Genomic DNA, 26,350 nt, shown 5'->3' with positions numbered 1-26,350 from the left:
GGGTCCGTACCGGAGCACGCGGCCCGGTACGGGCTCAGCCCTCCGCCGCGCTTCCGGCCGCGTACGAGGCCAGCCAGGCGGGGAACTCCGTCAGATCGCCCAGCACCACGTCCGCCCCCGCCGCCCGCAGCTCCGCCGCGCCGCACGGCCCCGTCGGCACGGCCACCGACAGCGCCCCGGCCGCCCGCGCCCCGCGCACATCGCCCAGATGGTCGCCGACGTAGACCTCGGCTCCGTACTCCACCAGCGCCTTCGCCTTGCCCTCCGCCCACTGCCGGCCGACCACGGCGTCCGGCGCGATGCCCAGGTGCTCCAGATGGAGCCTGGCGCTGGGCCCGTGCTTGGCGGTGACCACCACCGCCCGGCCGCCCGTCCGCCGAACCGCGTCCACCGCCTCGCGGGCACCGGGCAGGGCACGGGTGGGCTCGATGGCGTGGTGCGCGTACAGCTCGCGGTAGCGCGCGGCGACCGAGTCGAGCGCCCCCGGCGGGAACCAGTGCGCCAACTCGGTCTCCAGCGGCGGCCCGAGACGGCTGACGGCGAGATCGGCGTCGATGTACGCGCCGGTCTCGGCGGCGAGGGCCAGGTAGGTCGCCCTGATCCCGGGGCGGGAGTCGATCAGCGTCATGTCCAGGTCGAAGCCGACCGTCACCGCGCGAGAGGTCATGCCCCTCATTGTGCCGTCCTGCGAGCGCGGCCCCGTGACTTTATAGTTAGGTCCGCCTAACCGAACTTAGGTTAACCTTACCGGGGGCCGGCCCCGCCGCGGTCCGGTCGGCCCCTTCCGTACGCGCGAGGTACCTGAGGTCCACATGCCAGTCGCTCCACCGCTCGCCGAGCGCGCCGACCCCGCGCGCCCGGACCGGCCGGCGGACCGTCCGCGCCGCGCACGGACGGTCCGCCGGCTGGCCTGGGTGTCGGCCGCGGTGGCCGCCGTCGCGGTGGCCGCCGTGCTGAGCCTGGCGGTCGGCAGCCGCACCCTGGCCCCCTCGACGGTGTACGAGGCGCTGCTCCAGGGCGGCGACGGACCGGCCGCCCAGGTGGTGCGGACCATGCGCGCGCCGCGCACCGTGCTGGCGCTGCTGGTCGGCGCCGCGCTGGGGATGGCCGGCTGTGTGATGCAGGGCCTGACCCGCAACCCGATCGCCGAGCCCGGCATCCTCGGCGTCAGCCAGGGCGCCGCGCTGGGCGTGGTGCTGGCCATCGCCTACGCCGGGGTGCACACGCTCAGCGGCTACGTCTGGTTCGCCTTCGCCGGCGCGGGCGCCGCGGGGGTGGCCGTCTACCTGGTCGCGGCCCGCGGCCGGGACGGGGCGACCCCGGTGAAGCTGGCGCTGGCCGGGGCCGCCGTCAACGCCCTGCTGTACTCGGTGGTCGCCGGAGTGCTCACCACCCGGGCCGCCGCCCTGGACGAGTTCCGCTTCTGGCAGGTCGGCTCGGTCGCCGGACGCGGCACCGAGGTGCTCGGCCAGGTCTGGCCGTTCCTGGTGGTGGGCACGGTGCTGGTGCTGGCCGTCGCCCGCGGTCTGGACGCCCTCGCGCTGGGCGAGGACATGGCCCGCGGGCTGGGCCAGAACGTGGCGGCGGTACGGATCACCGGCGGCCTGGGCGCCACCGTCCTCACCGGGGCCGGGGTCGCCGCCGCCGGGCCCATCGCCTTCGTCGGCCTGGCCGTACCGCACCTCGCCCGCGCCCTGGTGGGCACCGACCACCGCTGGCTGCTGCCCCTGTCGGCGCTGCTGGGCCCGGTGGTGCTGCTGGTCGCGGACGTGATCGGCCGGATCGTGGTGCCGCCGGGCGAGGTCCCGGCCGGGGTGATGACGGCGCTGATCGGCGCGCCGTTCCTGATCTTCCTGGTGCGCCGGAAGACGGTGGGCTCATGACCGGCACCCTGCTCACCCGGGAGCGGAACGGACGGAACCGGCGGAACGGTCCGGCCGGCCGGGCCGTACGCCCCACCGGGTACGTCCTGGCCCGCCGGGGACGCGCCTCGTTCCTCGTCCACCGCCGCACCCTGGCCGTCACCGCGGCCCTCGCCGCGGCCCTCGCCGCGGCGGCCGTCGCCGCGCTCTCCCTCGGGGAGACCGCCACGGCGCCCGCCGAGGTGGTGAAGGTGCTGCTCGGGCAGCCGTCGCCGGAGGAGCTGGTGGTGGGGACGCTGCGGCTGCCCCGGATGGTCGTCGGGCTGCTGGTCGGCGCCGCGCTGGCGGTGGCGGGCGGGCTCATCCAGACCGTCGCCCGCAACCCGCTGGCCAGCCCGGAGATCATCGGCGTCACCCAGGGCGCCGCCGCCGTCACCGTCGCCGCGATGACCTTCGGCCTCACCTCGCACGACACCCTCCCCTACCTCTCCGTGGCCGGCGGCACGGCCGCCGCCGCGCTCGTCTACCTCTTCGCCTGGCGGCGCGGCATCCAGGCGGCCCGCTTCGTCCTCATCGGCCTCGGCTTCGCCATCGCGCTGCGCTCCCTCACCCAGCTGTTCATGACCAAGGGCGACTTCCTCGTCGCCCAGCAGGCCCAGATATGGATGACCGGCTCCCTCAACGGCCGCGGCTGGGAGCAGGCCGAACCGCTGGGCTGGGCGCTGCTGGTCATGCTGCCCGCCGTCGTGTGGTGCGCCCGCGCCCAGCGCGACGTGGCGCTGGACGACGACACCGCCACCGCCCTGGGGGTGCGGCTGGGCCGCGCCCGGCTGGGGCTGACCGTCACCGGGGTGGTGCTCGCCTCGGTGGCCACCGGTGCCGCCGGGCCGGTGGACTTCGTGGCGCTGCTCTCCCCGCAGATCGCCCGCCGGATGACCCGCACCGCGCACATCCCGCTGGTCGCCACCGCGCTGACCGGCGCGTTCATCGTCACCCTCGGCGATCTGCTGGCCCGCCGGATGTTCGCCCCCGTGGAGCTGCCCGTCGGGGTGCTGACCGCCGCGATCGGGGCGCCCTACCTCATCTGGCTGATCATCCGTAGCCGCACCGGAGGAAAGGCATGACGACCACCGCCGGAACCGGCAGCCCGAACGGCTCCGCCGGACCCGACAGCCCCGACGGCACCACCGGCCCCGCGAGCCGGCTGGCGGCCCGCGGGCTGACCCTCGCCTACGAGGACCGCACCGTCGTCGAGGACCTCGACCTCGACATCCCCGACGGGCGGGTCACCGTCATCGTCGGCCCCAACGCGTGCGGCAAGTCCACCACCCTGCGGGCGCTGGGCAGGCTGCTCAGACCGCGCCGCGGCACGGTGCTGCTGGACGGGCGGGAGCTGGCCGAGGTCCCCACCCGGCAGATCGCCCGGTCCCTGGGGCTGCTGCCGCAGGCCCCGGTGGCGCCCGAGGCGATCACCGTCGCCGACCTGGTGGCCCGGGGCCGCCAGCCGCACCAGCGCTGGTGGCAGCAGTGGTCCGAGAGCGACGAACTGGCCGTCACCGAGGCCATGGCCCGCACCAAGGTGACCGAGCTGTCCGCCCGTCCCGTGGACGAGCTCTCCGGCGGGCAGCGGCAGCGGGTGTGGATCGCGATGGCGCTCGCCCAGGACACCGACCTGCTGCTGCTCGACGAGCCGACCACGTACCTGGACATCGCGCACCAGGTGGAGGTGCTCGACCTGGTGCGGCGACTCAACCGGGAGCGGGGCCGCACGGTCGTGATGGTCCTGCACGACCTCAACCAGGCCGCCCGCTACGCCGACCACCTGGTCGCCATGCGCGAGGGCCGGATCACCGCCCAGGGGCCGCCCGGCGAGGTCGTCACCGCCGGGCTGGTCCGCGAGGTCTTCGGCCTCGACTCCGTAGTCGTTCCCGATCCGGTGACGGGCAGCCCGCTCGTCGTCCCGGGAGCCCCGTGGCACTCCTCCCCCACGGACGCCACTCCCGTCCCCGTCAGCACGCGAAAGGCAACGTCATGACCATCGCTCGCCGCCGTACGCTCGCCACCACCGCCGTGGTGCTGGCCGCCGCACTCGGGCTCTCCGCCTGCGGCGGCTCCGACTCCGGCTCGGACTCCGACAAGGGCTCCGGAGACTCCGGGAAGACGGACACCCGGGTGGTGAAGACGGCCAACGGCGACGTCGAGGTGCCCGTGAACCCCGAACGGGTGGTCGTGCTCGACACCGCCGAGCTGGACTCCGCCATCACCCTCGGCGTCAAGCCGGTCGGCTCCACCCGCTCCGACGTGGCCTCCGGCTTCCTGAAGTACCTGCCGGAGGACAAGGTCGCCGGCATCGAGAACGTCGGCAACATCATGGCGCCCAACCTGGAGAAGATCGCCGCGCTCAAGCCCGACCTGATCCTGGGCAGCAACGTCCGCGACAAGGACCGCTACGACGAGCTGTCCGAGATCGCCCCGACGGTCTTCACCGAGACCACCGGCGCGCCCTGGAAGGAGAACTTCCTGGTCCACGCCGACGCCCTGAACAAGAAGGCCGAGGCGGAGAAGGTCGTCACGGCGTACGCGGAGCACACCTCCGAGGTCAACCAGGCCCTCGGCGGCCCCGAGGCGGCCAAGGACCTGACGGTGAGCGTGATCCGCTTCGTGGAGGGCGCGGACACCCGTATCTACGGCAAGGAGAACTACATCGGCACCCTCCTCGCCGACATCGGCGTGAGCCGCCCGGCCATCGCCGACAAGGCTCCCGACGGCTTCTCGCTCGACGTCAGCCCGGAGAAGGTCGACCAGGGCGACGCGGACGTCGTCTTCTACACCTCCTACGGCGACCCGGCGAAGTCCGGCGAGGAGAAGGCCGTCGGCGGCGCGCTGTGGAAGAGCATGGAGGCCGTGAAGAACGGCCGGGCCTACCGGGTGGACGACGAGACCTGGATCCAGGGCATCGGCTACACGGCGGCCGAGCAGATCCTGGACGAGATGCAGAAGCTGATCACCGCCCAGAGCTGACGCGGCCGGTCCGGCCGCGGGCCGGGCACGGCACGACACACGGGGAGCCCCCGCCGACGGCGGGGGCTCCCCGCGCTCTCCGGGCCCCGGCCGGACGGCCGCCGGACCCGTGCGGGCGGCCCGGCCGTCGCCCGGGCCCGGATTCCGCCCTCCCCCGCGCAGGGGCGCATACGGCACGGCGCCCGGCCCCGGGGCGGGGGGCCGGCCCTCCCGGGCGGACCGGAGGCCCCCCGCCCGGGACGAGGCACGGCACCGCGACACCGAGCAGCCACAGGACCGCCACGCGGTCCGGCCCACCGGACCCCGCGCCCGGACTCCGGAGGCGGCGACGGGCCCGCCCGGGCAGGCCGGAACCGGCCGGAAGTCCCGGGCCACGAGCCCCGGAGGGCGGCACCCGCCCGAAGCGGACGCGGCGCCGCGGGCCCCGGCGCCGCACGGCCGAACGGCCGGGAACCCGCCGCGCGTTCCGGTACGCGTAGCCGCCCGGCGCCGGGGAAGACGGACCGGTGCCGGGGAGACGGTCCCTCCCCGCGCGGGTCCGGCCGTCCGCCGTCCACGGCCCGGCGGACGGCCGGACCCGGCAGCCCGGCACGTACCGGAACAGGCCGGGCCAAGTTCGCCGTTCCCGGTACACGGCCTCCCGAAAAGCCGCTATCCTCGCGGTCCGCCTGAGGGCCAAGGGGGGGTTATGTCAGGCGTTTCGCAGAATCTTCCGCCCGGCTGCCGGGGGAACCACCAGGGCATGTCGACCGATGCCGGGATCGGCGTCCAGCAACTGCTGGAGACGCTGGTGCAGGACTTCCGGGCCGGTGATCCGCCCATGCCCGTCATCGTGCTCCACTCCGAGGACGGCGAGCACGACGACCAGGTGACCCGGATCGTCGACGAACTGCAGGGCGGGCAGAAGCACCACCGCACCCGCTACGCGGCGGTTCCCTTGGAGCAGTCCCCGGACGACCACCCTCCGGAGGACCCCGCGGAGCAGGCCGCACGTCTGCTGTACAGCCTGGGGAGGCCGGGCAAGTGGGGGGACGGATCGGCCGGCTACCGCCCGTACGCCTTCCCCCGGCTGAACCTGGTACGCGCCATCCAGGAGGCCACCGACGACCCCGAGATGACGGAGCACTGGCCGACCGCGCCCGCCGGCACCCCGAGGGGGGAGACACAGCGGGAGGCGGCCCAGGCCCAGTTGCTGCGCATCCTGGCCCGGCAGCGCTGGCGCCCCAGGAAACCCCCGGCGTGGCGCACCCGGCTGCTGTTCGCCGATGTCCAGCAGTTCCTCCCCATGGGGCTGCTGGCCGCGCTGACCGCCCTGCTCACCCGTCCGGAGTGGTACGTCGCCGTGGTGGCCGGCCTCGGGCTGATGGCGCTGCTGACCGGCCTCAACCACGTACCCGGGCGGGCTCCGCTCTTCCTGTGGCTGCGCCGGGAGAGCAAGTGGTTCCTGACCACCACCTTCCTCCAGATCGCCGCGCGCCGGCAGCCGGCCAGCGTGCGGCTGCTGCGCCCGGTGCGCTCCTGGCGGGCCATCGCGACCCGCGCCTACGACGTGGCGGAGGCGCTGCGGGAGGGCGGCTCGTTTCAGTTGCAACTGTGCGTGCTGGCCCTGTTCGAGGATCTGCGCGACAACCACCGCCGGGTCAGCTGGGACCTGCGGGGGCTCAAGCGGACACGCCCGCCCATGCTGTTCCTGAGCCGGATCAGCGAGGAGAACGGCGGGGTGGAGCTGATCAGGGCGGTCAGCGACGTCCGCAGCAGGCGCAGCGAACTGGATCCGCTGCTGATCGTGGCGGACGTGTCCGCGGCCGACGCGGCGCTGCTGGAGCGCGGCATGGTGGGCGAGCCGGCGGACGCGCCGTCCGCTCCGCGGCAGCTCCAGCAGCGGCTGCGGTACTGGTACGACGCGTGGGCGGGGAACCTGCGGGCGGGCCAGTCGCCGAGCCTGGTCCGCGCGCTGCCCTGGGTGCTGCGGATCCCGCTGCCCGCCGACCAGTTGGCGGAGCTGCCCGAACGCGAGTGGCGGTGCGCCAGGGCACGGTCCCGGCCGTCCGCCGCCCGGGTGCTGTGGTCCCTGCACTCGCTGGGCATCGTGTCGGTCCTGGTCCTCACCATGGGCGTGTCGCGGGCGATCGAGCTGCACGAGAACCACTGCTCGGCCGGGTTGCTGACCGCGAACCGCCACACCCAGCTGCGCTCCGGGGAGTGCGTCGGCATCGCCACCGGGGACGTCCGGTTCGGCAAGGAGACGGACGAGCCCACCTCCACCGTCCCCTGGACCATCGGCGAACTGGAGGAGCACATCGCCGAGGCGAACAGGACGGCGATGTCGGGCGACTACGTCACGGTGGTGTACGCGGGGCCGCTGAGCTCCGGCAAGGACGAGAAGCTCTCACCGGTCAAGGGCGCCCAGGAACTCGCGGGTGTCCACCTCGCCCAGCGGGTCATCAACGAGAAGGGCACCAACAACGGCGTGAAGCTGCGCGTCCTGGTCGCCAACGGCGGTGCGGACCTGAAGAAGCAGCAGCACATGGCCAAGGCCGTCGTCGAGTACGCCGAACAGGACACGTCCCTGGTCGGGGTCGTCGGACTCGGACGCAACCTGAAGGACAGCGACGACACCGTCAGGCTGCTGTACGACGCGGACCTGCCCGTCGTGTCCGGCACCAACTCCTCCACCCGTCTGGCCGAGGAGTTCACCAACTGGTTCAGCCTCGCCGCCACCGACAAGTGGCAGACCGACCAGCTCGGCCTGATCGTCGATCAACTGATCGACTCGGAGAAGGGTCCCGCACACGCCCTCGTACTGGCCCGCGACACCGAGAAAACCGGCGACGCGTACACCGAGGAGCAGGCAAAACACGGGCGGGAAATGCTTTCCCGCAAACTAGGCGAAGACGTCGAGGACATTCCCAGAATGCACTACAAGGTCGACGACGGGGGGCCGGACCTGCATACGCACGCCGAGGAGATCTGCCGGGGCGACACCAGGTACTCCGTGATCTACTTCGCCGGCCGCGTGGAGGACCTCGAGTCGCTGGTCCACCAGCTCGACGTGAAGAAGTGCAAGCACGAGATGGCGATCCTCACGGGTGACGACCTGTCGAAGATGAACCGGGTCGGGCTCCCTTCGAACATCACGCTGTACCACGCGGCGCTGGCCGAACTGGAGAGAGCAGCCAAAGGCACCTCCTTCTACGACGCCGCCCTGGAGTACTTCGGCGAACTCTCCTATTTCAGAGACAGGCCGCAGGAGGAGAGACAGAAGAACGCGCGGCCCGACAGCGAGGTCTTCGCCAACGGGCAGTTCGCCCTGGCGCACGACGCCACCCGGGCCCTGTACTCGGCCGCCACCGGCGACGACGAACCGAGCAACAGCCGCGCAGCGACCTGGGTGAACCTCAGGAAGGTCGACCTCGGGGCCATGGCCACCGGAACCATCGACTTCACCGAGGCTCCGCTGGGGGAGAACCGCGAAGGGCAGAGCATCGTGCTCAAGAAGGTCACACGCGCGAGCCAGCAGGGCGGCTTCAGAACCACCGTCCTGTGCAGTCTGAAAGCGGGTGAGCGGGAGAACGAGAACGACGAGGACAGCGAACTCAGGAAGCTCACCGCGAAGGACTGCTCCATCGACCGCGAGTGATCCCCACCGGGCCCCCGCCTCCCGGCGGGGGCCCGGAACACCGCCGGGAGCGGGACCGCCGGGCCGGGGCCGTCAGCCCCTCCGCCGCCCCGAGCGCCACAGCAGGAACAGCGCGCTGGCCACCGCCGCCGTGCGCAGCGCGCCCGGCCAGGCGTCGCCGACCGCCGCGCCCAGCGCGTCCTGGGCGAGCGGCTCGCCCCAGCGCCCCTCCGTACGGCCCCACAGCCACACCAGTACGGCGCCCGCGACGGTGCCGGGCACGCCCAGCACCGCGATCCGGACCTCCCGGCGGCCGAGGCGGGGCGACAGATAGGCCACCACCCAGCCCATGAGCAGCGGGATCAGCGAGCCCAGCACCGCGCCCGCCACCAGCAGGGCGGCGGCCAGCAGTTCCACGACACCCACCCGGGGCAGGCCGAGCCCGCGCGCCCGGCCGCCGGTACCGGCGGCGGCGCCGCCCGGGGCCCCGGCGCCGCCCGCCGTCCGCGGCGCGCGGTCCCGCCACAGCCGGGCGACCAGCCGCTGGGCGGCGGGCCCGGTGGGGGCGGGCGGGGGAACGGGCGGGGGCCCGGCGATCCCGGCGGTCGTTCCCGCGGGGCCCGCCGCGCCGGGAGCCGCGGCGCCGGCGCCGTCCTTCTCCCGCTCCTTCCGCTCCTCCTCGGGGTCCGGCGGCGGCTTGAGCATCTCCGGCAGTTCGATGCCGCCGTCGAAGCCCTCCACCCGCACCCGGCCGCCCGCGGCGTACCGGGCCGTGGGGCCCCCGGACAGCGGGTCGGGGCCGCCGTCCGCCGCGCCCGCCGCGCCGCCCCCGGCGGGCGGCGGTACGGCGCCGGGCGGCGGAGCCGGCGGGTCCGGCGGGGTCCGCTCGGGCGGGGCGGGCTTCGGCGCGGCCCCGGCCTGCCCGGTCCACCAGGCCGCCCCGCCCCGGTGCGCCGCCCGGGGCGGCGGCTCGTCCGGGAGTCCCGGCTCGTCCCGGGGCGGCGGCTCCGCCGCCCGGCGCCGTACCGTCCGCCCGGCTCCCCGGGGCGGCGGTACGGACGCCCCCGCCCCGGCGATCACGTCCTCCGGCCTGCCGATCCGGTCCAGGATCCGGCGCACCCCGGCCACGGTGTGCGCGCCGCCCGCCTCGGTCCGGCGCCGTTCGATGTCGGCCCGCACCCGGTTCACCAGGCGGGCCCGTTCGGCGGCCGTCATGCTCGTGCCGTGCGCCAGATCCCCGATCCGGCTCAGATAGTCGAATACGAGCTGCTCGCTCTCGATCCCCACCGAACACCCCAGCGGCCGCTAGCCCTTGGCTCCCGTACGCCCACGACCGTACCGCGCGCCGCACGGTACGGGGCCGCCCGGCGCGGGAGGCCGGTAACGTAACAAAGATGACGACCGAGCCCGAAGCGAGCCGCCGGGCGGCACCCCGCACGCTCGCCGACGAGCTGCGCGCCCGTCCCGACGAGGCGCTCGCCGAGCTGCTGCGCGCCCGTCCGGACCTGCTCTCCCCCGTCCCCGGCGACCTCACCCAGCTCGCCACCCGCGCGGGCACCCGCGCCTCCGTGGTGCGGGCGCTGGAGCGGCTGGACCGCTTCGCCCTGCAGACCGCCGAGGCCCTGGCCGTCGCCCCCGGCCCCTGCCCGTACGGGACGCTGGCCGCGCTGCTGGACGGCGGCGGGGACGAGCTGCCGCGCGCGCTGGGCCTGCTGCGCACCCGTGCCCTGGTGTGGGGCGGCGACGACCGGCTGCGGCTGGTGCGCACCGCCCGCGAGCTGCTCACCCCCACCGCCGAGCGGCCCTCCCCCACCGGTCTGGGCCCCTCGCTGGCCGAGGCGGCCGCGGGCATGTCGCCCGGCCGCCTCCAGGAGATCCTCACCGCCGCCGGACTGCCCACCACCCACGACCCGGTGAGCGCGCTGGCCGCCCTGACCGCCCTGTTCACCGACCGGGAGCGGATGGCCGCGCTGCTGGCCGGGGCGCCCGGGGAGGCACGGGCGATGCTCGCCAGGCTGACCTGGGGGCCGCCCTACGGCGAGGTGTCCGGGCAGCCCTCGCCCCCGGCCCGGTGGCTGCTGGACCGCGGGCTGCTGCTGCCCGCCGCGCCGCGGACGGTCGTACTGCCCCGCGAGGTCGCCCTGCACCTGCGCGACGGCCGCGCGCACCGTCGGCTGGAGCCGCTGCCGCCCGCCCTGGAGCCGGGCCGTACCCATCCGCGGGCCTCGGTGGACGCCGCGGCGGCGGGCCAGGCGCTGGCCGCGCTCACCGTCGTCGAGGAGCTGCTGACGCTGTGGGGGACGAGGGCCGGGGCACCGCCCGTGCTGCGCGCGGGCGGCCTGGGCGTACGGGACCTCAAGCGCACCGCCGTCACCCTGGACCTGCCCGAGCCGGTCACCGCCTTCTGGATCGAACTGTCCTACGCCGCCGGACTGCTGGCCGCCGACGGCGAGCCCGACGAGCGGTACGCGCCCACCCCCGCCGCCGACGCGTGGCTGGAGCTGCCGCCCGAGCGGCGCTGGACGAGGCTGGCGGGCGCCTGGCTGGCGGGCACCCGGCCGGCCGGACTGGTCGGCGAGCGCGACGCCAGGGGGCGTCCGCTGAACGCGCTCGGCCCCGGGCTGGACCGGAGCCCCGCCCCCGGGCTGCGCCGCCGGGTCCTGGAACTGCTGGCCGAGTGCGCGCCGGCCCCCGGGACCGGCGGGAGCGGTGGGACGGCCGAGGTCACCGCTCCCGCGCCCGACGCGGTCGCGGCCCGGGTGGACTGGGAGTGCCCGCTGCGCGGCGGCAGGGAGCTGCGCGGCCGGATCGTGCGGTGGACGCTGTCGGAGGCGGAGCTGCTGGGCGTCACCGGACGCGGCGCCCTGGCCTCGTACGCGCACCCGCTGCTGGACGGCGCGGACGGCACCCGCGCCGCGGCCACCCCGCCGGAGGCGGACGCGGCGGAAGGAGCACCGGACGAGGCCGCCGCCCGGCTGGCGCCCCTGCTGCCCGAGCCGCTGGACCACGTCCTGCTCCAGGCCGACCTGACGGCCGTGGCGCCCGGCCCGCTCGAACGCCCCCTGGCCGGGACGCTGAACGTGCTCGCCGACGTGGAGTCCAAGGGCGGCGCGACGGTCTACCGCTTCACCCCCCAGTCGGTGCGCCGTGCCCTGGACGCGGGCCGGAGCGCCGCCGAGCTGCACTCCTTCCTGGCCGCCCACTCCCGCACCCCCGTCCCGCAGCCGCTGGCCTACCTGATCGACGACGTGGCGCGGCGGCACGGGCGGCTGCGGGTGGGCGCGGCCGGTTCGTACGTGCGCTGCGACGACGACGCCCTGCTGGCGGAGCTCGCCGCCGACCGCCGCGCCGCCGCCCTGGGGCTGCGGCTGCTGGCACCGACGGTGCTGGCCGCCCGGGTGGACCCGGGCACGCTGCTGGAGCGGCTGCGCGAGATGGGGTACGCCCCGGCCGCCGAGTCCGCCGAGGGCGATGTGGTGATCCACCGGGCCGACACCCTGCGCACCCCGCCGCGCACCGCCCCCGAGCCGGTGCCGGACGGCCCGCCGCGCCCGGACGGCCCGCTGCTGGCCGCCGCCGTGCGGGCCATCCGGGCCGGGGACCGGGCGGCCACCGTCCCGCACCGGCCGCGGTCCCGCCCCGCCGGAGCCGACTCCGCCGGCGACAGCCGCCCGCCGCGCACCGCCGCGGCCGAGACGCTGGCCGTGATGCGGGCGGCGGCCCGTACGGGCGCGGCGGTGTGGATCGGCTACGTCAACGCCGACGGGGCGGCCAGCCGGCGCGTCATCGAGCCGGTCCGGGTGGAGGGCGGTTTCGTCACGGCGTACGACCACACCGCCGACGAGGTCCGCACCTACCCGCTGCACCGCGTCACGGGCGCGGCGGAACTGGCGGACGAGAACTGACGGCCGGGACCGATGACCGACGCCGACGGCTCATGTGCGTCCGTGCCGGGCCCTCCGCAGGGCGTCGACCAGGAGGTCCACGTCCGTCCAGGGGTTGCTCCGCGTGGGCTGCCCGCCCTCGGCCCGCTCCCGGAGGAATCGCGCCCGGTCACGGGCCTTCTCGAAACGATCCCGCAGAACCTCGTACTTCAGGTGCTTGCGCCTGGCCGAATAGCCGCACTCGGCATGCCCCTCCAGCAGCCGCTGCATCCGGTCGGACGTGGCGTAAGCCGTGACGTCGGTGAAGTGCAGAAGCACCCACAGCTCGAAACAGGGATTGGTCAACGCGATGTTCACACTGCTCTTCCGCGCGAGACGCATCGCCTCCGGCAGACCGGGGTGCGGCCGCGGCGCCTCGACGTCCACGACACACCACACCTCGTCGTACGCCGTGCGGCGATCCTCCGGACTGCGCGGTGCTCGTCGCTGATGATCGATCGCGGCCTGTACCAGGGACCTGGGCTCGCCTTTCCCATTCCCCATGCGGATCTCCACGGGGAGACTGCGCAGATCTGACTTGAGGCCCTTGAAGTACTGGTCCTCCGTGCACTCACCCTCACAGTAGATGAGGAACCTCTTCCGCTCCGGAAGAATCCCCTTCTTCCTGCTGAGGTCCCCTCTCCCCCGCCGCACCGTCACTCCCCTGTGCCAACTCTTCGACGATCTCCCTCAACAGGTCGCCGTCGAAGAAAGGTACCGCTCCATACCGCCCCACAAGGTAGCGTTTCTCAAGATTCTCGCACGAATCCCGCACCTTGAATTCGATCATCGAAGTAATGTTCGTCGCCCCGCTGCGGTCCTTCTCCGTGAACCACACCTGGTCCCTGAACAGCTCCGTGCGCGCGTTCCTGCCCAGCAGCGCCGTCTCATGCGTGCTGAAGACGAGCTGCGCCCCGCGGGTGTTGACCTCGGGTGACTGGAACATCCCCACCAGGGCGTCGGCCAGATGGGGATGCAACCTGGCGTCAAGTTCGTCCACGCACAGGGCGGTCCCCCCGGCCAGGGCGGCGAGGACCGGCCCCAGCAGCCCGATCCAGGTGCGGGTACCGCTGGACTCCTCCCCGAGGCCGAGGGTGAAGGCGCCCTCGGGGGTCCTGTGCTCCACCCGCACCCGGTCCCCGAGCGACTCGTGCACCATCACTCGTTCGCCGAGAACGTCCCGCAGCGCCGCGAGGACCCGGTCCTGTTCCTCCTTGTGCTCCCTGTCCAACTCCTGGATCTCAAGTCCGCCCACTCCGAGGTCGGCGAAGCGCAACAGCCCCATCATCGGCTGCGCGCCTCCCTTCGCCCGCTCGGAGAGGCACATCTCCACCGTGTAGTCCAGCCTCTTCTGGAAGTCGTAGTCGGTGGCCACGGCCAGCCCTTCACGGAACCACCTGAAGATCGCTCCGAGCAGTTCGTGTCCTTGCGCCGCCGCCACCGACAGATAGAGGCTGTTCGGTCGCAGCAGTTCCTCGATGGTCCTGCGGCGGCCTGTGAGCCCCCGGCCGAATCGCACAGGCTCGCCGCTTCTCCGCTCGTACAGCCGACGGGGTTTACCGCCCGAGTGCGAGTAGAGCCACTCCTCGAGCACCTGCCGGTCGTTCACGGTGAACCCGTACTCGTACCGGATCGAGTCGAGGGCGAACTCGATACCGAAGGAGCTCGGATGGGCGGCACTGTCCGTTCTGAGGCTGAAGGAGCGCCTCGGCACCCCGCCCGCGGGATCCCAGCGGCGGAACGACCCGAGGACAGCCGCGCGCATCCACGCGATCGCGTCGATGACGTTGGACTTGCCCGAGGCGTTGGGACCGTAGACCGCGGCCACCGGCACGGTGCGGTGCCGGCTACGCGGTACGGCCCGCTCCGCCCTTTCGTCATGCCGGTCGTCCGCGATCAGGGACAGCTCCTGTTCATCGCGGAGCGACGCGTGGTTCTCGACCTGGAAGCGCAGCAACATGTCGCATCCTTGACGTTGCCTTCATGCCGGTTCTTGGGCTGTATCGTCAAGTCTTGACGATACAGCCCAAGAACCGGCATGTCTTCAGCAGATTCACCCTCCGGGGTAGATGTTTCCGCCCTGGTGTCCACATCCTGCCCCGAAAGCGGAGTCCGCCGACCGGAGTCGCTTCGTTCCCCGCGTGCGGCACACTGGACGGTCGGCCCGTGCGCCCGCCGCGTACCGCACGCGCGCCGAAGGCGCCGAGCCAGGAGGGACCCGTACCGTGACCGGACCGCTCATCGTCCAGAGCGACAAGACCCTGCTGCTGGAGGTCGACCACGAGCAGGCCGACGCCTGCCGCCGCGCCATCGCGCCCTTCGCCGAGCTGGAGCGGGCCCCGGAGCACATCCACACCTACCGGCTGACCCCGCTGGGCCTGTGGAACGCCCGCGCCGCCGGGCACGACGCCGAGCAGGTCGTCGACGCGCTGGTCACCCACTCCCGCTACCCGGTGCCGCACGCGCTGCTGGTGGACGTGGCCGAGACGATGGACCGCTACGGGCGGCTGCGGCTGCTGCGGCACCCCGTCCACGGGCTCGTGCTGGAGACGACCGACCGGCCGGTGCTGGAGGAGATCCTGCGCGCCAAGCGGATCCAGCCGCTGGTGGGCGCCCGCATCGACCCCGACACCGTCGCCGTGCACCCCTCCGAGCGCGGCCAGATCAAGCAGGCCCTGCTCAAGCTGGGCTGGCCCGCCGAGGACCTGGCCGGCTACGTCGACGGCGAGGCGCACCCGATCGAGCTGGTGGAGGACGGCTGGGCGCTGCGCCCGTACCAGCGGCAGGCCGTGGAGAACTTCTGGCACGGCGGCTCCGGCGTCGTCGTGCTGCCCTGCGGCGCGGGCAAGACGCTGGTGGGCGCCGGGGCGATGGCCACCGCGAAGTCGACCACGCTGATCCTGGTCACCAACACCGTCTCGGCCCGCCAGTGGAAGAGCGAGCTGGTGCGGCGCACCTCGCTGACGGAGAGCGAGATCGGCGAGTACAGCGGCGCGAAGAAGGAGATCCGCCCGGTCACCATCGCCACCTACCAGGTGCTGACCACCAGGCGGAAGGGCGTGTACCCGCATCTGGAGCTGTTCGACTCCCGCGACTGGGGCCTGATCGTCTACGACGAGGTGCATCTGCTGCCCGCGCCGGTGTTCAAGTTCACCGCCGACCTCCAGGCCCGCCGCCGGCTGGGCCTGACGGCCACCCTGGTGCGTGAGGACGGGCGGGAGTCCGACGTCTTCTCCCTCATCGGCCCCAAGCGCTTCGACGCGCCCTGGAAGGAGATCGAGGCGCAGGGCTACATCGCCCCGGCCGACTGCGTGGAGGTCCGTGTCGACCTCACCGAGTCCGAGCGGCTGGCGTACGCGACGGCCGAGGCGGACGAGAAGTACCGCTTCTGCTCCACCACGGCCTCCAAGCAGCGCGTCACCGAGGCGCTGGTGCGCCGCCACGCCGGGCAGCAGACCCTGGTCATCGGCCAGTACATCGACCAGCTCGACGAGCTGGGCGAGCATCTGGACGCGCCGGTGATCAAGGGAGACACCGGCAACGCGCGGCGCGAGAAGCTCTTCGACGCGTTCCGCTCGGGCGAGCTGTCGGTGCTGGTGGTCTCCAAGGTCGCCAACTTCTCCATCGACCTGCCGGAGGCCACCGTCGCCATCCAGGTCTCGGGCACCTTCGGCTCCCGGCAGGAGGAGGCCCAGCGGCTGGGCCGGGTGCTGCGCCCGAAGGCGGACGGCCACGAGGCCCGCTTCTACTCGGTCGTCGCCCGCGACACCGTGGACCAGGACTTCGCCGCCCACCGCCAGCGCTTCCTGGCCGAGCAGGGCTACGCCTACCGCATCGTGGACGCCTCGGAGCTGCTGGCGGGCGAGCTGGACGCGGACGGACCGGCCTGAGCGCCGCCCGGACCGCCGGAAGGAACGGGAGGAGCACCGGCATCATGCGCGAGCCGTATCCGCCGGGTGAGCCGTACGAGCACGGGATGCTCGACGTCGGCGACGGCCACCTCGTGTACTGGGAGGTCCGCGGCAATCCGGAGGGCAGGCCCGCCGTCGTCGTCCACGGCGGGCCGGGCTCCGGCTGCGGGCCCGGCGCGCACCGCGTGTTCGACCCCCGACGGTACCGGATCGTGCTGTTCGACCAGCGCGGCTGCGGCCGCAGCCGCCCGCACGCGAGCGACCCGACCGCCTCCCTGCGGCACAACACCACCTGGCACCTGGTCGCCGACCTGGAGCGGCTGCGCGAGCACCTGGGCGTCGGGAGCTGGCTGCTGTACGGCGGCTCGTGGGGCTCGACGCTGCTCCTGGCCTACGCCGAGCGGCATCCGGAACGGGTCTCGGGCATCGTGATCGCCGGGGTCACCACCACCCGGCGCACGGAGATCGACTGGCTCTACCGAGGCGTCGCCCGGTTCCTCCCCGAGCAGTGGGAGCGCTTCCTCGACGCCGCTCCCGGCGCGCGGGAGGCCGCGCGCGACGGTGACATCACCGAACTGGTCGGGGCGTACGCGCGGCTCCTGGAGCACCCCGACGCCGCGGTGCGGGAACGGGCCGCGGCCGAGTGGTGCGCCTGGGAGGACGCGGTGGTCTCCGGGGAGCCCGTCACCCCGGAGAGCGGCCCCGGCCCGTACGGCGGCCGGCCGTCGGCCGCCCGGCTGGCGATGGTGCGGATCTGCGCGCACTACTTCTCCCACGCCGCCTGGCTGGAAGAGGGCGCGCTGCTGCACGGCGCGGGGCGGCTGGCGGGTATCCCGGGCGTCCTGATCCACGGCCGGCTCGATCTGAGCAGTCCGCTGGAGACCGCCTGGGAGCTGTCCCGCGCCTGGCCGGACGCGGAGCTGATCACCGTCGGCGGCGAGGGCCACCTCGGCGGCGCCGCCACCCGCACGCTCGTCCTGGACGCCCTGGACCGCTTCGCGGCCCGGTGACGTTATCCACTCCCGGCACACGGGTACGGGTACGTACGCATGTGCTCCCCGGGTGATCAGAGGGAGTCTTTCCATGGCCGACGCCAACGTCCGCGTCCCCGCTCTTTCCGCTTTTCCGCGGTGGAGCGCGCACCGCGGGAACGGGAAAGCCGGAGACGGCGGGTTCCGGCGGCCGGTACGGAACGGACGGGCAGGCGCGGGTCAGTGGTGGTCGGCGGGCTCGTGGGCTCTCTCCGCGCGCGGCTTGCCGTCGTCCGCGGCGTCTTCGGTGTCTTCGGCGGCCTCGTCGCGCACCTCGGCGTAGTCGCCCAGGACCGCGACGTCGAAGGCGGCACTGGCGAACACGGAGATCGCCCGCATGGCGTCGCCCAGGAGGTGCCGGTGATGACGGTGGCCGCCGTCGCCACCGCGGGCCTCGAGCTCGCCGAGCGCGGTGGCGCCCCGGGCCCGGCCACCGGCCGGGCCACCGGAGGCCTGAGGGGGGATGGGTGCGGTGTTCATGACTCCGTTCATGACTCCCATGGTGCTTTTCGCCCGGTTGGTACACCTCCATCCTAGGTCTGATCACAGCATTCGTCCGTATGCAACCCGGGAGCCACCACCCCCTACGGGAGAGTGAATACCGAGTCGCCCGCCAGGATGAGCGGGGCTACAATCACGCCTCTGCCGCCTCCCGCGCACGGTGGCGCACGCCCGCCACCCTCCAAGGCGCCGGGCCCGCCGTGCCGCCGGGGAGGAGCCGGCCGGTCGGCACCGGCCGGCGGACCGCACCCCCCGCAGTACGCGCGCCACACCGGTGCGCCGCCGGGCCCGCGGTCCCTCCCGTTCCCGCAGACCACCGCACCCGGGGTGCGGCGGACCGCCGCGGCAGCACGCCGCCCGGCCCGCCGTACCGCCGTCACGCGTTCCCGCCGGAGGCCGTACCGTGTCCGCACACGCCCCTGACCAGCCCGCTCCCGCTCCCGATACCGGTACCGGATCCGGCCCGCTGGAGCGCGAGCGCGCCCACCTCGCCGCCTCCCGGGCCGCGCTGCGCGCCATGCGCCGGGACGTCGAGTCGCTCGACATCTCCGACGTCACCACGAACTGGGTGAACGCCCAGGTGCTCCAGGGACAGATCGAGGCCCGTATCAAGGCCCTGGCCGACCTCTCCGGCACCCCGCTGTTCTTCGGCCGCCTCGACCGCCTCCCCGACCCGGAACCGGTCCGCTACTACATCGGCCGCCGCCACGTGCACGACGCCGACGGCGACGGCGACCCCATGGTCGTCGACTGGCGCGCCCCCGTCTCCCAGCCCTTCTACCGCGCCTCCCGGCGCGACCCGCAGGGCGTCGAACTGCGCCGCCGCTTCGGCTACACCGGCGGCGAGCTGACCGCCTACGAGGACGAGCGCCTCACCGACCCGGCCGAGCCGGAGCGGGCCAGTGAGCTGCTCCGGCGCGAGATCGAGCGCCCCCGCACCGGCCCGATGCGCGACATCGTGGCGACGATCCAGCCGGAGCAGGACGAGATCGTCCGCACCGGCGCCGACGGCACGGTGTGCGTCCAGGGGGCGCCGGGCACCGGGAAGACGGCCGTCGGCCTGCACCGGGTCGCGTACCTGCTCTACGCGCACCGTGAGCGGCTGGCCCGTTCCGGCACGCTGGTCATCGGCCCGAACCGGTCCTTCCTGCGCTACATCGAGCAGGTGCTGCCCGCGCTGGGCGAGCTGTCGGTGGCGCAGACGACCGTCGACGACCTGGTCGCCGCCGCCACCGGCATCGAGGTCCGCGGCACCGACGAGGCGGCGGCGGCCCGGATCAAGGGCGACGCGAGGATGGCCGAGGTGCTGCGCCGGGCGGTGCGCTCGGGCGTGACGGTGCCCACCGAGCCGTGCGTCGTCGTGCGCGGCTCGCGCCGCTGGCGGGTACCGGTCCACGAGCTGGCGGAGATCGTCCGCGAACTGCTGGACCGCGGCATCCGCCACGGCGCCGCCCGCGAGGCCCTGCCGCAGCGCGTCGCGCACGCCGTGCTGGTGCGGATGGAACGGGCGGGCGAGGCCCCGGACGACCGGGTGCAGGACGCGGTGGCCCGCAATCCGGCGGTGAAGGCCCTGGTCAGGGCGGTGTGGCCGGAGGTGGACCCGGCCAGGCTGGTGCTGCGGCTGCTCTCCGACGCCGACTTCCTGGCCGAGTGCTCGGCGGGGATCCTCACCGACGAGGAGCGCGAGACGATCCGCTGGGCGAGGCCGCCGCGCGGGGTGAAGTCGGCGAAGTGGTCGGCGGCCGACGCCGTCCTGGTCGACGAGGCCGCCGACCTGGTGCGGCGTACGCCCTCGCTGGGCCATGTGGTGCTGGACGAGGCGCAGGACCTGTCCCCGATGCAGTACCGGGCGGTGGGCCGCCGCTGCTCGACGGGCTCGGCGACGGTGCTGGGCGACCTGGCCCAGGGCACCACCCCGTGGGCGACGGCCGCCTGGGCCGAGGCCCTGTCCCACCTGGGCAAGCCGGACGCGGCGGTGGAGGAGCTCACCCGGGGGTTCCGCGTCCCGCGCGAGGTCATCGCGTACGCCTCCCGGCTGCTGCCGCGCATCGCCCCGGGACTGGCCGAGGCGACCTCGGTCCGCGACGCGCCCGGCTCCCTGCGGGTGCGGGCGGTGGCGGCGGCGGAGTTGGACGGCGCGGTGGTGGCCGCCTGCCGCGAGGCGCTGGGGCGGGAGGGCTCGGTCGGTCTGATCGCCGCCGACGCCCGCGTCCCCGCCCTGGCGGCGGCGCTGGACGCGGCGGGGCAGGCGTATGTGTCCCCGGGGACGGAGGCGGACGCCGGCGCCCGGCTCACCCTGGTCCCGGCGACGCTGGCCAAGGGCCTGGAGTACGACCACGTCGTCCTGGACGAGCCCGCCGCCGTGGTGGCCGGCGAGCCCGACGAGCGCACCGGTCTGCGCCGTCTGTACGTGGCCCTCACCCGCGCCGTCTCCGGTCTCGCCGTCGTCCACGCCGCGCCGCTGCCCCGGCCGCTGAACGGGCCGCCGGCCGGGCGCTGACCGGGCGGCGGTGAGGGCGCCGCACCGGTAACCGGTCGCTTCCCCGTCCCGTGCCGCGCTACGTTGACCGGATGCCCGAACTGCGCACCGAACGCCTCCTGCTCCGCGCCTGGCGGGACTCCGACCTGGAACCCTGGGTGGCGCTGAACGCCGACCCGGAGGTCAGCACGTACTTCCCGGCCCCCCTCACGCGGGAGGGGAGCCGGGAGGCCATGAACCGCTACCGGACCGGGATCGAGGAGCGGGGCTGGGGGTGGTGGGCACTGGAGGTGCGCGCCACCGGGGAGTTCATCGGATGCGCCGGGGTGGACCCGCTGGACGGGCGGCGGCCGCCCTACAGGGGAGTGCAGACCGGCTGGCGGCTGGCCCGCTCCGCCTGGGGCCGCGGCTACGCCACCGAGGCCGCCCGGGCCGCCGTGGAGTTCGGCTTCGGCGGGCTCGGCCTGCCCGAGATCGTCGCGGTGGCCGTCGCCGGCAACCACCGCTCCCTGGCGGTGATGCGCCGGCTGGGCATGGTCCACGACCCCGCCGGCGACTTCGACGACCCGGACGTCCCCGACGGACCGCTGCGCCGGAACGTGGTGTACCGCCTTCCGGCCGGGGAGTGGCGGACCGGCGGGCGGGCCGGCTGACGGGCCGCCGGGCACGGCGGGGCCGGGCGGCGGGCGTCCCGCCGCCCCCGGAGGGCGGGGCGGGCTCCGTCCCGGTCCCATGACAGTCCGGCGGCCGTCCGGCGGGGAAACAGGGCGGCGGGCCGCCCGGCGCGTACGTACCCTGTGGCAGATGGAGATCCGCACCGCCTCCGACGAGGACTGGCCGCACATCCACCGGTTCTACTCGGCGGTCATGGCCGAGGGCCGGACGTACGCGTTCCCCGAGGGGCAGAGCCTGGAGGAGGCGCGGCCGTGGTGGATGGAGCGGCCGCCGGGGCGCACCGTGGTCGCCGTCGGGGAGGGCGGCCGGATCCTCGGCTCGGCGAAGATGGGCCCGAACCGTCCCGGCCGCGGCTCACACATCGGCACCGCCTCGTTCCTGGTCGACCCGTCCCACCGGGGCAGGGGCGTGGGGCGGGCGCTCGGCGAGCACGTCATCGGCTGGTGCCGCGCGGCGGGCTTCCACGCCATCCAGTTCAACGCGGTGGTGGAGACCAACACCCCGGCGGTGCGCCTGTGGAGGTCGCTGGGCTTCGAGGTGGTCGGCACGGTGCCGGAGGCCTTCGACCACCCCGAGCACGGCCTGGTCGGCCTGCACGTGATGTACCGGCGGCTCTGAGCGCCACGACCGGCCACAGGCCCTGCACCAACCTGTGCGCACTCCTGGCCGCCGTTCCCCCGGCGACGGCGTTCCCCGGTGGCGTCGCCGCCTCTTCCACGGTGGCCGCCGCACCCGGCGGGCGGCCACCCGGAAGCGCCGAAGCACCGGCCTCCTCTCGTCCGCCGCCGGACGCGCCTGCCATCATCCGGGCATGGACGTCGCACAGGTTCTCGACGCCGCGGACACCCACCCGTGGGGTTCGGCGGAGCACGCCTACGGCAGCGCGGCGGACGTGCCCGGGCTGCTGCGGGCGCTGGCCGGTGCGGACGCGGAGGCCGCGGCGGAGGCGCTGAGCGGGCTGTACGGCTGCCTCCTCCACCAGGGCACCGTGTACGCCGCCACCGCCGAGGCCGTGCCGTACCTGGCGCGGCTGGCGGCGGCCGGGTGCCGGACGGCCGAGCTGCTGGGGCTGCTCGGCGGCATCGCGGAGAGCGAGGACGAGCACGGTGTCGCGCGGGGCGCCTGCCGGGCGGCCGTCGCCGCGCAGTCGCCGCTGCTGCTGCCGCTGCTGTCGGACGCCGACCCCGGGGTGCGGTCGGCCGCCGCCTGGGCGGCCGGGCACACCGCGGCCCCGCGCGAGGTGCTTCCGGCGCTGCGCGAGCGGTGGGCGGCGGAGCCGGCGGCGGCCGTACGGGCGGAGCTGCTGGACGCGCTGGTGCGGCTCGACCCGGTGGGCGGCGCCGGGGCGGCGTTGGCGGCCCTCGGTCCGGCGCAGCCGCCGCGGGTGCGCGTCGTGGCCGTGCTGGCCTGCCTGGACGCCGGGCTGCCCTGGACGGCCGCCCACCACGAGACGCTGCTCTCCCTCCTCCCGGCCGGTGAACTGGTCGCCGGGCGGTTCGACGCCGAGCGCGCGGAACCGCTGCGGTACGCCGTCGGGGCGCTGCTGGAGCGCGGCACCGCCGACGGGCGCGAGGCGGCGTTCGCCCTGCTGGAGGCGGGGCTGCGCACGCCCCAGCCCGGGGTGCGGACGGAGGCGCTGTGGGCCGCCCGCCATGCCTGTCTGCTCTCCCGGAGCGCCCCGGCGCGGCTGGTGCCCGCCCTGCCACCGCTGCTGGACGAGCCGTCCTCGGCCCGGGACGCCCTGTCCGTCCTGGAGCTCCTCCCGCACCACGCGGCGCCCGCCGTGCCCGCGCTGGCCGCGCTCGCCGCGGGGGAAGCCGAGAGGGAAGGGGCCGGGGACGACGAGCTCGCCGACCGGGCGCTCGCCGTCCTCGCCGTCGCCGACCCCGAGCGGGCCGCCCCGCTGCTCGCCCGTGACCTGGCCGGGCGGCCGCGCGCGCTGGACGCCGCCGCCGGTTTCCGCGCCCCGGACGGCGCGCCGCCGTTCCCGTTCACGCCTGAGCTGCTGGACGCCGTACGGGCCCGGCTGGCCGCGCCGGGCTCCGACCTGCACCGCAACGAACCCCTCCAACTGGCGCGGTTGCTGACCGGCTGGGGCGAGCGCGCCGCCGCCGCGCTGCCGGAGCTGCGGGCCGCGCTGTCCCGCTTCCCGCGGGCCGTGCCCGGGGCGCTGGCGGCGGTGTGCCCGGAGCGGAAGCGGGAGAAGGTGGCCGGCGAGCTGCGCGACGCGGTGGCGATGGGCCCGGCGGAGGGCCGGCTGGTGGCGGCCCGCGCGCTGTACGGCATGACCGGTGAGACGGGTCCGCTGCTGGACGCCCTCGCCGCCGAGCTGGCGGACGGCGTGACCGCAGGCGTGGAGGTGCGGTGCGCCGAGGCGGCGCGCACGGCGGGAGAACTGGGGCCGGACGCGGCCGAGTTGGTGCCCGCGCTGCGCGCGGCGCTCGGCGGACCGGCGGCCCCGGGGAAGGCCCGTACCGCCCCGCGGCTGGAGGCTGACGCCGAGGTGGCCGTCGCGCTGTGGCGGATCACCGGTGAGGCCGGCGAGGCGGTACGGGTGCTGGACGGGGTGCTCGCACGGGCGGCGGAGGAGCCGTGGTTCCGGTGGACCGGGGTGCGGGCGGCACGGGCGGCGGCGCTGCTCGGGCCCGCCGGGCGCCCGCTGCGGCCCCGGCTGGAGCGGCTCCTGGCGGACCCGGACCGCGGGCAGGCCCCGGCCGCGGCGCTCGCGCTGCTGGCGTGCGCGCCGGACGGGGTGGACCGTACCGCCGTGGCCGACGCCGTACTGGCCGCCGCCGAGGAGGGCGCCGACCCGGAGACCGCGCTGGAGGCCCTGGCCGCCCTGGCCGACGGTGACACCGGTGTGCCGGCCGGCGAGCGGCTGCGCAGACTGGCCTCCCTGGCCGAGCGCGACCGGCGGGTGCGGAGGTGGGGCGCGGAGCACGGGATCGTCCGGGCGGACGAGCGCTTCCGGGAGCGGGCCCGGGCGGTCGCGGCCGCCGTGGCCGGCCTCTCCTCGTGCCCCCTCCCGGCGGGCGGATGTCCGGAAGGGGACGGTTTCCCGGCGGGCGGCGCGGGCACTGGCCGGGGCGACCCGTAAGCGTCCGGTGAGGAGGACTCCCGTGAAGGCGTTACGCAGAACCGCCGGTGCCGCCACCGTACTGGCCACCGCCGCCGCCCTGGCCCTGACCGCGCCCACCGCCACCGCCGCCCAGGACCCCGCTCCCGTCACCTGCCGGGACCCGGACACCGGGGAGGAACTCCCCGCCGACCGGGTGGGCACCGACGGGGACGACCACTTCACGATCCACGACGGCGTGGTCGTCACACTCGCCGGCGACGACACGGTGTTCGTCGAGCACGGCAGCCTGGCCTTTCCGGTCGCCTGTCTGGGACCGGGCGACGACTGGTTCGGCAACGTCTTCCCCGACACCTCCGGGATCCTGACGGCGTTCCACACGGCCCACGGCGAGGACGGCGACGACACCCTCCTCGGCAACCGGGACCACGACGACCTGCTGGGCGGCCCCGGCCACGACACCATCGACGGCCGGGGCGGGGCCGACGACCTGCGGGGCGGCCCGGGCGACGACACCATCGACGGCGGCCGCGGCGACGACACCGTCATCGGCGGCGAGGGCCACGACACCGTCGACGGCGGGCCGGGCATCGACCGCTGCGAGGCCGAGGTCGAGATCAACTGCGAGCGCTGAGCCCGCTCAGGCGTCCAGCAGCGCGCGCCAGGCGCGCACCGCGTCCGCCGAGACCGGGGTGTCCCAGCCGCCGGCGCGGGCGGCGCCGCCGATGTGGAAGGCGGTGACGCCCGCGGCGCGCAGCGCGGGGACGTGGTCCGCCGTCAGTCCGCCGCCGGCCATCAGCAGCGGGCGGTGGCCGGGCTCCCCGGCCGCCGCCCGGGCCGCCTCGGCGCACAGCGTCTCCAGGCCCGCGGCCACGCCGTCCGCCGAGCCCGCGGTGAGACAGGCGTCCAGACCGGGCAGTCCGTCGAGCCGCTTGCGCAGGCCGTCGCGGTCGGCGGCGTGGTCGATGGCGCGGTGGAAGGTCCAGCGGCAGCCGGGGACGGCGGCGAGGAGGGCCGTGATCGCGGCCAGGTCCGGGGCGCCGGTGTCGTCGAGGAAGCCGAGCACGAACTCCTCGGCGCCCTCGGCCCGCAGGGCGCGGGCCCGTTCGCACAGGGCGTCCAGGGCACGCGGGCCGCCCGCGGCGAAGCCGTCCGTGTCCCGCAGCATCACCCGCACCGGGACGCGGACGGCGGCGCGGACGGCGGCGAAGGTCTCGCGGGCCGGGGTGAGTCCGTCGCGGGCCATGTCGGCGACGAGTTCGAGGCGGTCCGCCCCGCCGTCCTGCGCGGCGGCCGCGTCCCGGGCGTCGAGGGCGATGACCTCGAGCAGCGGCCTGGCGGGCGTCGATCTGGCGAGCATTGGTCTAGACATATGCCGGAGCCTGCCACATCGCCGGACACCACGGGAGTGGGCGTCCCACAATTACCGCCATGGCCACGCCACAGAACCACCGCCCGGACCGCCACCCGGACCACGACGAGCTGCGCGAACGCTGGGCCGGCGCCCTGCTGGCCGTCCGCCGCCGGGACGTCTCCCCCGACGAGGTGCCCTCGCCGTACGCCTACGCCGAGGACCTCCTCGCCCGCTGGGCCGAACCCCACCGCCGCTACCACACCACCGGCCACCTGATCGCCGTCCTGGACCGGATCGAGCTGCTCGCCCCGCACTGCGAGGACCCCGGGGAGCTCGCCACCGCCACCCTGGCGGCCTGGTTCCACGACGCGGTCTACCGCCCGGACCGCTCCACCAACGAGGAGCGCAGCGCCCGGCTCGCCGAGCGCGCCCTGACCGAGGCGGGCGTACCGGCCGAACGCGCCGCCGAGGTGGCCCGGCTGATCCGCCTCACCGCCGGCCACGACCCGGCGCCCGGCGACCGGGCCGGCGAGGTGCTGTGCGACGCCGACCTGGCGGTCCTGGCCGCGGGCCCGCGGGAGTACGCGGCCTACGCCGCCGCCGTGCGCGAGGAGTACGCCTTCGTCCCCGACGACGCCTTCCGCACCGGCCGCGCCGACGTGCTGCGGCACCTGCTGGCCCTGCCCGCCCTGTTCCGCACCCGCCACGGCCGGGAGAACTGGGAGCGCGCCGCACGCCGCAACCTGACCACCGAACTGGAGCTGCTGACTGCGGGCTCGGCGGACGCGGCGGGGTGAGGGGCGCCCGGCGCCCCGTGGGGATCGCGCGGGGAACGGGCCCCGGCGCTCCAGCGGCCCGGGGCCGGGGCCGGGCGCCCAGCGGTCCGGCGTCCGGACCC

At 75.3% G+C, this 26,350-nt stretch carries 20 protein-coding genes; 14 read left to right on the top strand and 6 right to left on the bottom strand.

Annotated elements, in window-relative coordinates; translation table 11 throughout:
- Window positions 1-34: 34 nt before the first annotated feature.
- Entirely contained in the window at window positions 35-667 is a 633-nt protein-coding gene (locus V1L54_RS02530; RefSeq protein WP_330116164.1) for an HAD family hydrolase, read from the bottom strand.
- A 145-nt stretch (window positions 668-812) separates the two neighbouring features.
- Between V1L54_RS02530 and V1L54_RS02525 the strand changes: the two genes are divergently transcribed.
- From V1L54_RS02525 to V1L54_RS02505, 5 genes are all read left to right on the top strand, one after another.
- Window positions 813-1,883 (top strand): FecCD family ABC transporter permease, encoded by a 1,071-nt coding sequence (locus tag V1L54_RS02525; protein WP_330116163.1) that lies wholly within the window; start codon window positions 813-815, stop codon window positions 1,881-1,883.
- Window positions 1,880-2,986, top strand: coding sequence for a FecCD family ABC transporter permease (locus tag V1L54_RS02520; protein ID WP_330116162.1), 1,107 nt, complete (start codon window positions 1,880-1,882; stop codon window positions 2,984-2,986). The genes V1L54_RS02525 and V1L54_RS02520 overlap by 4 nt, the downstream gene beginning before the upstream one ends.
- Window positions 2,983-3,897, top strand: a complete 915-nt coding sequence (locus tag V1L54_RS02515; protein WP_330116161.1) for an ABC transporter ATP-binding protein — start codon at window positions 2,983-2,985, stop codon at window positions 3,895-3,897. The genes V1L54_RS02520 and V1L54_RS02515 overlap by 4 nt, the downstream gene beginning before the upstream one ends.
- Complete coding sequence (locus tag V1L54_RS02510) at window positions 3,894-4,883, top strand: ABC transporter substrate-binding protein (RefSeq protein ID WP_330116160.1); 990 nt, start codon at window positions 3,894-3,896, stop codon at window positions 4,881-4,883. The genes V1L54_RS02515 and V1L54_RS02510 overlap by 4 nt, the downstream gene beginning before the upstream one ends.
- A 742-nt stretch (window positions 4,884-5,625) precedes the next feature.
- Complete coding sequence (locus tag V1L54_RS02505; RefSeq protein ID WP_330116159.1) at window positions 5,626-8,523, top strand: ABC transporter substrate-binding protein; 2,898 nt, start codon at window positions 5,626-5,628, stop codon at window positions 8,521-8,523.
- Window positions 8,524-8,595: 72 nt separating this feature from the next.
- On the opposite strand, the gene V1L54_RS02500 is transcribed toward V1L54_RS02505, so the two are convergent.
- Window positions 8,596-9,789 carry a hypothetical protein gene (locus V1L54_RS02500; RefSeq protein WP_330116158.1) on the bottom strand — a complete coding sequence of 398 codons (1,194 nt, stop codon included), beginning with the start codon at window positions 9,787-9,789 and terminating at the stop codon, window positions 8,596-8,598.
- Window positions 9,790-9,896: 107 nt separating this feature from the next.
- Here V1L54_RS02500 and V1L54_RS02495 point away from each other — a divergent pair, with 107 nt between their 5' ends.
- The gene (locus V1L54_RS02495; RefSeq protein ID WP_330116157.1) at window positions 9,897-12,407 is read left to right on the top strand and encodes a helicase-associated domain-containing protein; all 2,511 of its coding nucleotides are present in this window, start codon (window positions 9,897-9,899) and stop codon (window positions 12,405-12,407) included.
- A 30-nt stretch (window positions 12,408-12,437) separates the two neighbouring features.
- Here V1L54_RS02495 and V1L54_RS02490 read toward each other — a convergent pair whose 3' ends face one another.
- Window positions 12,438-13,079, bottom strand: a complete 642-nt coding sequence (locus V1L54_RS02490; protein WP_330116156.1) for an RloB family protein — start codon at window positions 13,077-13,079, stop codon at window positions 12,438-12,440.
- Window positions 13,003-14,385: an AAA family ATPase gene (locus V1L54_RS02485; RefSeq protein WP_330116155.1), complete on the bottom strand. Its 1,383-nt coding sequence runs from the start codon at window positions 14,383-14,385 to the stop codon at window positions 13,003-13,005. The genes V1L54_RS02490 and V1L54_RS02485 overlap by 77 nt, the downstream gene beginning before the upstream one ends.
- 265 nt (window positions 14,386-14,650) lie before the next feature.
- On the opposite strand from V1L54_RS02485, the gene V1L54_RS02480 reads away from it, so the two are divergent.
- Window positions 14,651-16,315 (top strand): DNA repair helicase XPB, encoded by a 1,665-nt coding sequence (locus V1L54_RS02480; protein ID WP_330116154.1) that lies wholly within the window; start codon window positions 14,651-14,653, stop codon window positions 16,313-16,315.
- 44 nt (window positions 16,316-16,359) lie between these two features.
- Window positions 16,360-17,346, top strand: coding sequence for a prolyl aminopeptidase (gene pip, locus V1L54_RS02475; RefSeq protein WP_330116153.1), 987 nt, complete (start codon window positions 16,360-16,362; stop codon window positions 17,344-17,346).
- 201 nt (window positions 17,347-17,547) lie between these two features.
- On the opposite strand, the gene V1L54_RS02470 is transcribed toward pip, so the two are convergent.
- Entirely contained in the window at window positions 17,548-17,859 is a 312-nt protein-coding gene (locus tag V1L54_RS02470; RefSeq protein ID WP_443076450.1) for a hypothetical protein, read from the bottom strand.
- Between the two features lie 412 nt (window positions 17,860-18,271).
- Here V1L54_RS02470 and V1L54_RS02465 point away from each other — a divergent pair, with 412 nt between their 5' ends.
- The 5 genes from V1L54_RS02465 (at window position 18,272) to V1L54_RS02445 (ending at window position 24,732) form a co-directional block, all read left to right on the top strand.
- Window positions 18,272-20,368 (top strand): HelD family protein, encoded by a 2,097-nt coding sequence (locus V1L54_RS02465; RefSeq protein ID WP_330116152.1) that lies wholly within the window; start codon window positions 18,272-18,274, stop codon window positions 20,366-20,368.
- 71 nt (window positions 20,369-20,439) lie between these two features.
- A complete protein-coding gene (locus V1L54_RS02460; protein ID WP_330116151.1) occupies window positions 20,440-21,000 on the top strand; it encodes a GNAT family N-acetyltransferase in 561 nt (186 codons plus the stop codon).
- A gap of 151 nt (window positions 21,001-21,151) precedes the next feature.
- Complete coding sequence (locus V1L54_RS02455) at window positions 21,152-21,640, top strand: GNAT family N-acetyltransferase (protein WP_330116150.1); 489 nt, start codon at window positions 21,152-21,154, stop codon at window positions 21,638-21,640.
- A gap of 193 nt (window positions 21,641-21,833) precedes the next feature.
- Window positions 21,834-24,119, top strand: coding sequence for a HEAT repeat domain-containing protein (locus tag V1L54_RS02450; RefSeq protein ID WP_330116149.1), 2,286 nt, complete (start codon window positions 21,834-21,836; stop codon window positions 24,117-24,119).
- Between the two features lie 22 nt (window positions 24,120-24,141).
- The gene (locus V1L54_RS02445) at window positions 24,142-24,732 is read left to right on the top strand and encodes a calcium-binding protein (protein ID WP_330116148.1); all 591 of its coding nucleotides are present in this window, start codon (window positions 24,142-24,144) and stop codon (window positions 24,730-24,732) included.
- 6 nt (window positions 24,733-24,738) lie between these two features.
- On the opposite strand, the gene V1L54_RS02440 is transcribed toward V1L54_RS02445, so the two are convergent.
- Window positions 24,739-25,470: a copper homeostasis protein CutC gene (locus tag V1L54_RS02440; protein ID WP_330116147.1), complete on the bottom strand. Its 732-nt coding sequence runs from the start codon at window positions 25,468-25,470 to the stop codon at window positions 24,739-24,741.
- Window positions 25,471-25,529: 59 nt separating this feature from the next.
- On the opposite strand from V1L54_RS02440, the gene V1L54_RS02435 reads away from it, so the two are divergent.
- Window positions 25,530-26,249, top strand: a complete 720-nt coding sequence (locus V1L54_RS02435) for an HD domain-containing protein (protein WP_330116146.1) — start codon at window positions 25,530-25,532, stop codon at window positions 26,247-26,249.
- The last annotated feature ends 101 nt before the right edge of the window (window positions 26,250-26,350 follow it).

The sequence above is a fragment of the Streptomyces rubellus genome (assembly GCF_036323805.1).
Taxonomy (GTDB): Bacteria; Actinomycetota; Actinomycetes; order Streptomycetales; family Streptomycetaceae; genus Streptomyces.
This window is presented reverse-complemented; position numbering and strand designations above follow the sequence as displayed.